This window comes from Pseudomonas sp. UBA2684 (genome assembly GCA_002354655.1).
GTDB lineage: Bacteria > Pseudomonadota > Gammaproteobacteria > Pseudomonadales > Pseudomonadaceae > Aquipseudomonas.
The window spans coordinates 1-11,504 of sequence record DELY01000007.1 but is presented as its reverse complement, the minus strand read 5'-3'; the positions used below and the strand labels follow the sequence as shown (position 1 = coordinate 11,504).

Sequence of the window (11,504 nt, the reverse complement as noted above, 5' to 3'; positions counted from 1 at the left end):
TGCAGGGACACAGCGTAGCGCGCAACGCACGCCATCGCTCGGCAGCCGCCAGTCACACCTGAGTGGCGAGAGTACGGCGCTCCCAGGGGGTGATTTCATCGAAGAAACTGCTCAGCTCCATGGTCTTGCTCGCAATGTAGCCTTCGATGAACTCCCTGCCGAACAGTTCCACCGCCAACGGGCTACGTTTCAGACGCCCGATAGCCGCATGCAGGGTACAGGGCAGCGTCAATTCCTCCGGCACCACGAATTCCCCCTGCATCGGCGCACTCGGTTGCAACTGCTGCTCGATCCCGTACAAACCCGCCGCCAGGCTGGCCGCCACGGCCAAATAAGGGTTGGCATCAGCGCCTGGCAGACGATTTTCCACCCGTCGCGCCTCCGCCGAACTGGCCGGAATACGCAGGCCGGCGGCGCGGTTGTCTTCCGACCAGCAGGCATTGTTCGGCGAGGCAAAGGGATGGCATAGGCGTTGATAGGAGTTCACGTGCGGGGCGAACAGCAAGGTGAAATCGGCCAGTGCCGCCTGCTGGCCGCCGATGAAGTGGTAGAACGCCGGCGTCGCCTGGCCGTCCGCGGCGCTGAAGATATTCGCACCACTGCCCTGCTCGACCACGCTCTGATGGATGTGCATGGAACTGCCGGGGGTATGCGCCAGGGGCTTGGCCATGCACACCACAGTCAATCCATGCTTGAGCGCCACCTCCTTGAGCAGGTGTTTGAACAGGAAGGTCTGATCGGCCAGCACAAGCGGATCGCCATGCAGCAGGTTGATCTCGAACTGACTGACGCCCATCTCATGCATAAAGGTGTCACGCGGCAAGCCCAGCGCCGCCATGCACTGATAGACCTCGCTGAAGAAGGGCCGCAAGCCATTGTTCGAGCTGATACTGAACGCCGCGCCACCGCCCTCTCGTCGTCCATCCACGCCCACGGGCGGTAGAAACGGCTGCTGTGGATCGGCATTCGGCGCAAACACGAAAAACTCCAACTCGGTCGCCACCACCGGCTGCCAGCCATGCGCGGCATACTTCGCCACCACCTGTTTGAGCAAACCGCGGGTGGACAGACCGCAACTGCGGCCATCCAGCTCATCCGCATCGCAAATCGCCAAAGCACGCGGGCTGCTGCTCCAAGGCAAGCGGTGAACCTGCGTCGGCTCGGCATTCAGCGCCAGGTCGCCGTCATCGCTGCCGTAGAAACGCGCCGGCGGATAGCCGCCCATGATGCACTGCAACAACACCCCGCGAGCCAACTGCAAGCGCCGCCCCTCGAGGAAGCCCTCAGCCGTCATCACCTTGCCTCGTGGCACGCCGTTGAGATCCGGAGTCACGCATTCGATTTCATCAACGCCGCGCAGTCGTTCTTCCAGTGCAATGCGGCTAGCGGTGGTCATTTGCTGGTGTCCTTATGTGCGCAAAGCCGTAGCAAAACGGCGAGACGTACAAAATACGCACCGCCCGTTCAAAATTTCAAGCAGAGCACCCAACTGCGCCTACCAACAGACGCTTGAGCCGCAATTCAATCTAATAATTAGATATTAATAAAGTAGACATCACGCCTTCTACCCCAGCCATTTACTACCCTATAAATCTATTAAGCACTTGATTATTAATGAATAAAAACCAATATCGATAGCATCGATTATTACCATGCCTCCTCCAGACTTTTTCATCAAATTATCTTGAGTAATATGGCCCCCGTACTCACTTACCGCCCTCACGAGGAGCCTCAAGATGAAAAAGCAAATACTCACCAGCCTGATCCTGGCCAGCTTGTCCGCTAGCGCTTTTGCCCTGCCGCAAACCGTAGCGCAGCCCTTGCAATACGACACCCAGGCACGCAGCACGATTGCCGCAGACGGTAGCGACCGCACCGGCGCCAACCGCGTCGCCGAAGGTGGTGCCGACCGCCTCAACGAACGCCTGCGCCTGGCCGAAGACGGCGCCGACCGCACTGGCGGCCCTAACCGCGTTGCCGAAGGTGGTGCAGATCGCCTCAACGAGCGCCTACGCCTGGCCGAAGACGGCGCCGACCGCACTGGCGGCCCTAACCGCGTCGCCGAAGGTGGCGCCGACCGCCTCAACGAGCGCCTGCGCCTGGCTGAAGATGGCGCCGACCGCACTGGCCCCCGCCGCATCGGCTAAACCTGACCCGCTGGCCACGCCAGCCCTGCACAGCCCAGAAATGCTAAAGGCGCCTTATCCGGCGCCTTTAGCATTTCTACACCAGTGGATCGTCACATCATTCCAGGCTGGCCAACCGCGCTTCCAACTCGGCCACACGGGCTTCCAAGGCCTCCAGGCGACTTTCATAGTGCGCGCTGCCGGAAGGACGCTCGGCCTGGGTCAGGCGCGCGTCCAGCGCCGCTTGTAAGTCATCCGGATCACCCAGCAAGTGCATATAACGGTCTTCACGTTGTCCTGCTTGGCGCGGTAGCTGGCAGACCAGCCCGCGCGTGATCAGCCGTTCGAGATGGTGCTGCAACTGCTCGGCATCCTCGAAATCATGCATGCGGTTGCTGCGCGTGAGCAGCTCGTTAACCGTCTGCGGGCCGCGCAACAACAGCAAGCCGATCAGCACCACCTGAGCCGTCACCAACTCTAAAGTCTTGTCCGTGCGGTGCTCCCAGCGGTCGGCTCGACTGCCCATTACCAACCGCGCCAAACCATGGCCTTCCAGGCTGCGCAGCCCCTGCCCCACTTGTCCGGCACTGAGGTTCATCAATGGCTCGCGGCTGGTTTTCTGATTGCAGGCCAGCACCAGGGCATTCAGGGTCAGCGGATAGACTTCCGGCGTGGTCGCCTGCTTTTCGATCAAACAGCCCAAGATACGGGCTTCGGCGGCAGTCAGCGGTGTGGTGCCGGACGGGGTAGCGGTCTCGTTGGACATAACAGCCTCTCTTTGGCTCAAGCGTGCCGCTAGCCTAGCCTGACTGACCGCCGCTGGACATGCTCAGGTGCCATTTAGCGGTTGCTCGGGGCAGAACGGGCCGGCATGCGCCGCTCTGTGCTAGAGTCGCGCGCTGTTTTTTCCTGCTCGCCCTGCCGAGCCTTCCAGCCACTCGCTTGACGCCGCCCAATCCCAGCGCACCCAGCGCACAGCGCTTGGTGCCGATACCCGCCGTTGCCGGCCATGCCGGACAGACCACACGCCGACTATCTGAGACGCATGCCATGACCGATGCTCAACACCCTTTGCTACAGCTGCTCAACCGCACCAGCCTGGTTGTACAGATTCTCATCGGCTTGATCGCCGGGATTACCCTGGCCTTGTTCTTCCCGCAAGCGGCGTTGAGTGTCAGCTTCCTCGGCGCGGTTTTCGTTTCCGCGCTGAAAGCCGTGGCGCCGGTGTTGGTATTCGTCCTGGTAGCGGCCTCGATCGCCAATCACCAGCGCGGCCAGCAAACCCATATCCGCCCGATCCTGTTGCTCTACCTGCTGGGTACTTTCAGCGCCGCCGTGATTGCCGTGATTGCCAGCTTCAGCTTCCCGTCGAGCCTGACCCTGGCGAGTAATAGTGCCGAACTGACGCCACCGGGCGGGATCGGCGAAGTGCTGAAAACCCTGCTGCTGAATGTGGTCGACAACCCGATCAACGCCCTGCTCAACGGCAATTTCATTGGCATCCTGGCGTGGGCCATCGGCCTGGGTTTCGCTTTCCGCCATGCCACGCCAAGCAGCAAGCAGATGCTCGCCGACCTCTCCGCCGGCGTGACCTCGATCGTCAAGCTGGTGATCCGCCTGGCACCGCTGGGGATTTTCGGTCTGGTCGCCGCAACGCTGGCCGAGTCGGGCATGGGCGCCCTGCTCGACTACCTGCACCTGCTGCTGGTACTGATCGGCTGCATGCTGTTCGTTGCCCTGGTGGTCAACCCGGCCATCGTGGCCTGGAAGATCCGGCGCAACCCTTATCCGCTGGTGTTCACCTGCCTGCGCGAGAGCGGCCTGACCGCCTTCTTCACCCGCAGCTCGGCCGCCAACATCCCGGTCAACCTGCAACTCTGCCAGCGCCTGAACCTGCACGAGGAAACCTACTCGGTGTCGATCCCGCTGGGCGCGACCATCAACATGGCAGGCGCGGCGATCACCATCAGCGTGCTGACCCTGGCCGCGGTGCACACCCTGGGCATCGCCGTGGACATTCCCACAGCGATCCTGCTGAGCATCCTGGCCTCGATCAGCGCCTGCGGCGCTTCCGGCGTAGCAGGCGGTTCGCTGCTGCTGATCCCCCTGGCATGCAGCCTGTTCGGCATTCCCAACGAAGTGGCCATGCAAGTGGTAGCGGTCGGCTTCATCATCGGCATCCTCCAGGACTCGGCGGAAACCGCGCTGAACTCCTCCACTGACGTGCTGTTCACCGCCGCAGCCTGCCTGGCTGAAGAACGGGCCAACGCACCGCTATCGGAGCAGGCACGCTGAACCAGCGGCAGCCCTGAAATGCAAAAAGGCTTACGCAGTGCGTAAGCCTTTTTTGTTTGGCGTCCCCTGCTGGAGTCGAACCAGCATCTAGCCCTTAGGAGGGGCTTATTCTATCCATTGAACTAAGGAGACTCGGTCAAGCAGGCTGACGATCGTCGGCAGCCGGGCGGCATGTTAACGAGCATGAGCGCATTTGTCATGCCACTGCCATCAGAGCGCAGCCATACTTTCAGCAGTTCGCCAAGGAGACCATCATGCCCCAGCCCGCCGCCCAGCAGCACCTGCCCGACTCGCCTTTCGCCCATTACAGCGTGCGGGCCGCCTGCAATACCGACGCCCCGGCCCTGGCGGCGCTGCTCCAGCAATTGGGCAGCGACGAACCGCGCGCCGACCCAACCCTGCTGGCCCTGCGCCTGAGCGAACTGCCACTCAACCGCGTGGTGCTGGTGGCCGAGCGCGACGGCAAGTTGCTCGGCACCTGCACGATCAATCTGATTGAGCACCTGGCGCACAATTTTGCCCGCTCGGCGATTCTGGAAGATGTGGTGGTGGATGGTGAGGCGCGCGGCCTGGGGATTGGCCAGGCGCTGATGGCCAAAGCCATCGAACGCGCCCGCGCCTGGGGGTGTTACAAGGTGGCGCTGTCCAGCAGCCAGAGCCGTGAGGCCGCCCATGCCTTTTATGCCAACCTGGGCTTTAAGCCGCATGGGATTAGTTTGGCGCTGACGCTGGACTAAGAAGCTGTCAAAGGCCTTTGTAGGAGCGGGGGGACGCCTAGTTCCTTGCCCGCGAACCGAGGTCACCGGAAAAACATCGCGGGCAATAACTAGGCGTCCCCCCCCGCTCCTACAGGTTTTGTAAAACGTGCCAGTAGTGCGGGTTACGTTTAGCTGTTGTTAACAGCGACTAACGGCCGAATCGCTCCTCGGCTAATTGATCGGCAATCTCCACGGTTGTTCTGCCGCCTGCATCGGCACGCTGGAAGATCTGTTCCAGGGTCGCGCCGATGCCTTCGATATGCGCCTTGAGCTGTGCGGCGCTGCCGCCGGTGCGTTCGTAGCAGACATCGATAATGCCGCCGGCATTGATCGCGTAATCCGGCGCGTACAGGCATTCGTTGCGGCGCAGGGTTTCCGCCAGGCTGGCATCGGCCAGCTGATTGTTGGCGGCCCCGGCGATAATCGGCGCGCGCAGGGCTTCCAAGGTTTGCTGGTTGATAATGCCGCCCATGGCGCATGGCGCGAATACATCGACATCCAGGCCGAAAATCACCTGTTGCGGCACAGCGGTTGCGCCCAGCTGCTCGACCGCACGCCGCACATTGGCCTCGACGATATCGGTGACCCACAGCTCGGCCCCAGCGGCTTTCAGCTGGCGCGCCAGGTCGAAGCCCACCTGCCCTACCCCCTGGATCGCGACTTTCAAACCGTGCAGATCATCACGGCCCAGGCGGTGTTTGACTGCGGTCTGGATGCCGATAAACACCCCGTAAGCGGTGGACGGTGACGGATCGCCATTACGCGTGCCGCCGGCGAAGGCCTCGCGCAGCTCAGCGCCGGAAACGTGGCGCGTGCGCTCGGCCATGATCTGCATTTCCGCCACGCCGGTGCCGGAGTCGGCGGCAGTGATATAGCGCCCGCCGAGGCTGTCGACAAAATCACCCATGGCCTGGAACAGCGCCGCGCTCTTGCCGGTGTGCGGGTTGCCGATGATCACTGCCTTGCCGCCGCCCAGCGGCAGGTTGGCCAGGGCCGATTTGTAGGTCATGCCGCGCGACAGGCGCAGCACATCGCGCAGCGCTTCATCGTCATTGGCGTAGGGCCACATGCGACAACCGCCGAGGGCCGGGCCGAGGTTGCTGTTGTGAATGGCGATAATCGCCTTCAGGCCGCTGGCCTTGTCGTGGCCGTAGACCACCTGTTCGTGGTGGTCGAAATCGATATGGGAAAACACGGACATAGGGTGCCTCGTTTTTTTGTTGTAAGAGGTCGCCCTCTCCCGGTTAAGGAAGAGGGTGAAGGTTATAAATGTCAGGTGGGAGAGCCTGTTCACGATCTCGCGAGCTAGAGCGAGACAAGGCACTACGTTAGTAACAGCCTCCGGCTGGTCAAAACGCCGAGGAAACGGACTGGGCTCGCACGCGAGTTTACGGAGCTGTAAATGAGCATTCCGAGGCTGTTTTTAACGCCGTATCGCCGACGCGCAGCAGATCGTGGGCAGGCTCTCAAGCGGCCGGTTCGAACAACTGCACCGCCTGGATTTCGCTGGCTGTCATCCGCTCGCGCAGTTGCACACTCTGCTCGCGCACCTTGGCCAGGCTGCGCTCCTTGACGTGGCCATAGCCGCGGATCTGCTCCGGCAGCTCGGCCAAGGCCAGCGCCGTGCGGTAGTTGTCGGCGTTGAGCTCCTTGAGCAGGTATTCCAGGTTCTGCTCGTAGTCGTCGATCAACTCCAGCTCCAGCTTGCGTTCGGCGCTGTAGCCGAACAGGTCCAGCGGGGTGCCACGCAGAAACTTGAACTTGGCCAGTACGCCGAAAGCCTTGAGCATCCAGGCGCCGAACTGACGCTTGCGCGGCTCGCCGGTACTGGCATCCGGCTTGCTCAGCCAGCTGGGTGCCAGGTGGAATTCCAGGCGGTAATCGCCGCTGAACTGCGCCTCCAGCTGACGGATAAAGCTGCCGTCGCTGTACAGCCGCGCCACTTCGTACTCGTCCTTGTAGGCCAAGAGCTTGAAGTAGTAGCGCGCTACGGCCTTGCTCAGGGCTTGGTCAGCGCTCTTGTCGACCTGCTGCACCCGCGCCACCTGCTCGCGATAGCGCTCGGCGTAGGTGGCGTTCTGGTAGGCGGTCAGGCGCACCACGCGGTCGGCAACGATCTCTTCCAGAGTCTGGCAATGGGTTGCCTCGATCAGCTCAGGCTTGGCCAGACGTTCCACGGCAACCGCATCATGGGCGGTGCGACGGCCCCAGAGGAAGGCCTGCTGATTGAGCTGCACCGCCACGCCGTTAAGCTCGATGGCCTTGTTGATCGCCTCGGCGGATACCGGCACCAGGCCCTTCTGGTAAGCGAAACCGAGCATAAACAGGTTGGTAGCGATGCTGTCGCCAAGCAGGCGGGTGGCCAGGCGGCTGGCATCGACAAAGTGGGTTTTGCTCGCGCCCACCGCCTCGATCAGCGCCTCGCGCATAGCCGCGCCTGGCACTTGGGCATCGGGGTTGCGGGTGAATTCGGCGGTGGCCGCTTCATGGCTGTTGACCACCGCATGGGCGATCTTGTCATTCAGCTTGGCCAGGGCCTCTTCGCTGGCAGCCACCACCAGATCGCAACCGAGTAGCAGATCGGTTTCCCCGGCGGCGATGCGCACGGCAAAGATGTCGTCCTGCTTGGCCGCGACGCGGATATGGGTAATCACCGGGCCGAATTTCTGCGCCAGGCCAGCCTGATCGAGCACGCTGCAGCCCTTGCCTTCGATATGCGCGGCCATGCCGAGCAACGCGCCGACGGTGGTCACGCCGCTGCCACCGACACCCGGCAGCAGGATATTCCACGGCCGTTCCAGGGTCGGCTGGCGTGGTTCCGGCAGGGCAATAAACAGCGCACTCAAACCCACGGCTTCCGGTTTGCGCAGGCTGCCGCCGTGCACGGTGACAAAGCTTGGGCAGAAGCCTTCAACGCAGCTGAAATCCTTGTTGCAGGAGTTCTGGTCGATCTCGCGCTTGCGCCCCAGTTCAGTTTCCAGCGGCAGTACCGACAGGCAGTTGGACTTGACGCTGCAATCGCCACAGCCTTCGCACACCGCCGGGTTGATAAAGGCGCGCTTCTGCGGATCGACCAGCTTGCCGCGCTTGCGCCGACGGCGTTTCTCGGTGGCGCAGGTCTGGTCATAGATGATCACCGAGCAGCCCTGGAACTCGCGCAGCTCGCGCTGCACGGCGTCCAGATCGCGGCGATGGTGGAAGGTGACGATGGGCGCGAAGGTGGCGCGGGCCGGGTATTTCTCCGGCTCATCGGTGACCAGAGCGATGCGCTTCACCCCTTCGGCGTACACCTGCTGGCTCAGTTGATCGACGCGCAGCTCGCCGTCGATGGGCTGGCCGCCGGTCATGGCCACCGCATCGTTGTAGAGAATCTTGTAGGTGATATTCACTCCGGCAGCCACGGCGGCACGCAGGGCCAGCTGACCGGAATGGAAGTAGGTACCGTCACCGAGGTTCTGGAAGATATGCGGGGTGTCGGTAAACGGCGCCTGACCGATCCAGGTCGCACCCTCGCCACCCATCTGGGTAAAGGTGTCGGTGTTACGGTCCATCCACTGGGTCATGTAGTGGCAACCGATACCGCCCTGGGCGCGGCTGCCTTCCGGCAGTTTGGTCGAGGTGTTGTGCGGGCAACCCGAGCAGAAATGCGGGGTGCGCACGGTGGTGTGCTTGGGCGCGGCCAGGGAGGCTTCCTTGGCTGCCAGAAAGGCCAGGCGCTCTTCGATCTGCGGACTGCTGTAGATCGGCGCGAGGCGCTTGGCGATGGCGCGGGCGATCATCGCCGGAGTCAGTTCGGAGAGGTTCGGCAACAGCGAATGGCCGGCTTCGTCAAACTCGCCAACCACCACCGGGCGCTTGCCCACTGGCCAGTTGTAGAGCTGACCGGTGAGCTGGTCTTCAATAATGCTGCGTTTCTCCTCGACCACCAAAATCTCGTCCAGGCCTTCGGCAAATTCATGCACCGAGACCGGTTCCAGCGGCCAGCTCATGCCAACCTTGAGCACGCGCAGGCCGACCTGGGCGCACAGCGCTTCATCCAGGCCGAGGTCATCGAGTGCCTGGCGCACGTCGAGGTAAGACTTGCCGGTGGTGATAATGCCCAGGCGCGGGTTGGGCGAATCGAGCTTGATCTGGTTGAGGTTGTTGGCCAGCGCAAAGGCGCGGGCGGCGTAGATCTTGTATGTGTTAAGGCGCGCTTCCTGGGCCAGGGGCGGGTCCGGCCAGCGGATATACACACCGTCTTGCGGCAGCTGGAAGTCCTCGGGAATCTTCACCTGCATGCGCAGCGGATCGACATCCACCACGGCGGAAGAGTCGACGTTCTCGGCGATGGTTTTCAGCGCCACCCAGCAACCGCTGTAGCGCGACAGCTCCCAGCCGATGATGCCGTAGTCGAGAATTTCCTGGACGTTGGCCGGGTTGAGCACCGGGATCGAGGCAGCGATAAACGCATGCTCGCTCTGGTTGGCGATGCTGGAGGACTTGCAGCCATGGTCGTCGCCGGCCAGCAGCAACACGCCGCCATGCTCGGAAACCCCGGCCGAGTTGCCGTGCTTGAACACATCACCGCAACGGTCCACACCCGGGCCCTTGCCGTACCACATGGCAAACACACCGTCGTAGCGCGCGCCGGGGAACAGGCTGGTCTGCTGGCTGCCCCACACCGAGGTGGCGGCCAACTCTTCATTGACGCCGGGCTGGAAGTGGATGTGGTTGTCTTTGAGGTACTGCTTGGCGTCCCACAGGCTCTTGTCGAGGTTGCCCAGCGGCGAGCCGCGGTAGCCGGAAATAAAGCACGCGGTGTTCAGGCCATGAGCTGCGTCGCGTTGCTTCTGCAGCATGGGCAGGCGGGTCAGCGCCTGGGTGCCGGTCAGGTAGAGGTGACCGGTAGCAAGGCGGTACTTGTCATCCAGGCGGATCTCGGCCAGAGACATGGGGCGCTCCTTTTATTATTTTGGCGAGCTGGGCGGCAACGGTGAGTGCCAACCTTGTTAAGCCTAGTGCGGGATCACCACACCAGGCGCATGGCCAAGAATATGACCGAGCGGTACGGAGATTTTCTTTCTATTTTTGGGATGAAAAGCCAATACTGCGCATGACCTTTCCAACAAGAACAAGAATCCAGGAGAAATCATGCAAGACTTGCTCAGCCCCATCGACCGCAAGATTCTCCGCCTGCTGCAACACAACGCCGACCTCTCCGCCGCCGAGATCGCCGAGAAGGTGGAGTTGTCACAATCGCCCTGCTGGCGGCGGATTCACCGCATGCAGGAAGACGGCATTATCGAGCGCAAGGTAGCCCTGCTCAGCCACAAGCAACTGGGCTTTAGCATCACCGTGTTTGTCGACATCAAACTGTCGGCGCACGGGCGCGGAAATCTGGAGGAATTCGAGCAGGCGGTGGTCGGTTATCCCCAGGTGCTGGAGTGCTACACCATGGCCGGCGGCTCGGACTACCTGCTCAAGGTCGTGGCCAAGGATATCGCCGACTACGAGCGCTTTCTGCGCGACCACCTGCTGCAACGCCCACACGTCCAGGAAGCGCACTCGCATATCGCCATGAGCGAGGTCAAACGCACCACTGAGTTGCCGCTGGATTAAGCAATTTTGTAGCCCGGATGTACTCCGGATATTGGCGGCACGACTTCCCGGATTGCATCCGAGCTACAGATGATTTATCGCGGCTAAAGCCCCTCCCACAGGTGTTTGGCGATGACCCGTAGGGTGGGTTAGCGACGCCGAGTACTGCTCGATAATTCAAATGCGGTCGCGGCGCGGCGCGTAACCCACCAGGCAATCGAACGCGTTGCGCCAATGGTGGGTTACGCCGCGCCCTAACTCGCGCGACGCCTGACAAGAGCGTTAGGCGGCTAACCTACCCTACAAACCGCACATCGCGGCTAAAGCCCCTCCCACAGGCCAACGCATATTCGTGGGAGGGGCTTTAGCCGCGACAAGATTTGGCCTTATATAGTCTGTGCACGCTGCAGTAAGGCGCTGTCTGGCTGCGCTTTACCCGCCCACCACAACGCCAGCGGGCCGAGCAGCAGTAGCAGGCCCATCAGGGCAAACGCTGCCCACCAGCCGAGCAGGCTCTTGTCGCCCAATACATCCAGGCTGATGCCAAACAGCAGCGGGCCGAGAAAGGCACCGCTAAAGCCAGTGCAGGAGTACAGCGCCATCGCCGCACCGCGATGGCTGGCTGGCGCGACGGCAATCAAGCCAGCGGTCAACGACGCCGAATCGGCGGTGACGGTGATGCTGTAGAGCAGCACCAGCACCAGCATCAGCCAGAACGGCAAGGCTGCGGATTCCACGCCATTCG

General features: G+C 62.1%; 9 protein-coding genes and 1 tRNA gene. 4 read left to right on the top strand and 6 right to left on the bottom strand.

Annotated features, from left to right (window positions below; translation table 11 throughout):
* Positions 1-52: 52 nt before the first annotated feature.
* On the bottom strand, positions 53-1,294 hold the full coding sequence (locus tag B3M58_RS03435) for a glutamine synthetase family protein (protein ID WP_296217224.1): 1,242 nt from the start codon (positions 1,292-1,294) through the stop codon (positions 53-55).
* 442 nt (positions 1,295-1,736) lie between these two features.
* On the opposite strand from B3M58_RS03435, the gene B3M58_RS03430 reads away from it, so the two are divergent.
* Positions 1,737-2,147, top strand: a complete 411-nt coding sequence (locus tag B3M58_RS03430; RefSeq protein ID WP_296217166.1) for a phage infection protein — start codon at positions 1,737-1,739, stop codon at positions 2,145-2,147.
* Between the two features lie 97 nt (positions 2,148-2,244).
* On the opposite strand, the gene B3M58_RS03425 is transcribed toward B3M58_RS03430, so the two are convergent.
* Positions 2,245-2,892 (bottom strand): YceH family protein, encoded by a 648-nt coding sequence (locus tag B3M58_RS03425; RefSeq protein ID WP_296217165.1) that lies wholly within the window; start codon positions 2,890-2,892, stop codon positions 2,245-2,247.
* A gap of 284 nt (positions 2,893-3,176) precedes the next feature.
* On the opposite strand from B3M58_RS03425, the gene sstT reads away from it, so the two are divergent.
* Complete coding sequence (sstT, locus tag B3M58_RS03420) at positions 3,177-4,421, top strand: serine/threonine transporter SstT (RefSeq protein ID WP_296217164.1); 1,245 nt, start codon at positions 3,177-3,179, stop codon at positions 4,419-4,421.
* A gap of 57 nt (positions 4,422-4,478) precedes the next feature.
* On the opposite strand, the gene B3M58_RS03415 is transcribed toward sstT, so the two are convergent.
* Positions 4,479-4,553: transfer RNA gene (locus tag B3M58_RS03415), tRNA-Arg, on the bottom strand.
* 122 nt (positions 4,554-4,675) lie between these two features.
* On the opposite strand from B3M58_RS03415, the gene B3M58_RS03410 reads away from it, so the two are divergent.
* Entirely contained in the window at positions 4,676-5,158 is a 483-nt protein-coding gene (locus B3M58_RS03410) for a GNAT family N-acetyltransferase (RefSeq protein ID WP_296217163.1), read from the top strand.
* Between the two features lie 169 nt (positions 5,159-5,327).
* On the opposite strand, the gene B3M58_RS03405 is transcribed toward B3M58_RS03410, so the two are convergent.
* Positions 5,328-6,380 carry a Glu/Leu/Phe/Val dehydrogenase dimerization domain-containing protein gene (locus B3M58_RS03405; protein WP_296217162.1) on the bottom strand — a complete coding sequence of 351 codons (1,053 nt, stop codon included), beginning with the start codon at positions 6,378-6,380 and terminating at the stop codon, positions 5,328-5,330.
* A 265-nt stretch (positions 6,381-6,645) separates the two neighbouring features.
* A complete protein-coding gene (locus tag B3M58_RS03400; RefSeq protein ID WP_296217161.1) occupies positions 6,646-10,113 on the bottom strand; it encodes an indolepyruvate ferredoxin oxidoreductase family protein in 3,468 nt (1,155 codons plus the stop codon).
* A 199-nt stretch (positions 10,114-10,312) separates the two neighbouring features.
* On the opposite strand from B3M58_RS03400, the gene B3M58_RS03395 reads away from it, so the two are divergent.
* Positions 10,313-10,780 (top strand): Lrp/AsnC family transcriptional regulator, encoded by a 468-nt coding sequence (locus B3M58_RS03395; protein ID WP_296217160.1) that lies wholly within the window; start codon positions 10,313-10,315, stop codon positions 10,778-10,780.
* Positions 10,781-11,145: 365 nt separating this feature from the next.
* On the opposite strand, the gene B3M58_RS03390 is transcribed toward B3M58_RS03395, so the two are convergent.
* On the bottom strand, positions 11,146-11,504 hold a 359-nt coding region (locus tag B3M58_RS03390), incomplete at its 5' end, for an MFS transporter (protein WP_349677137.1).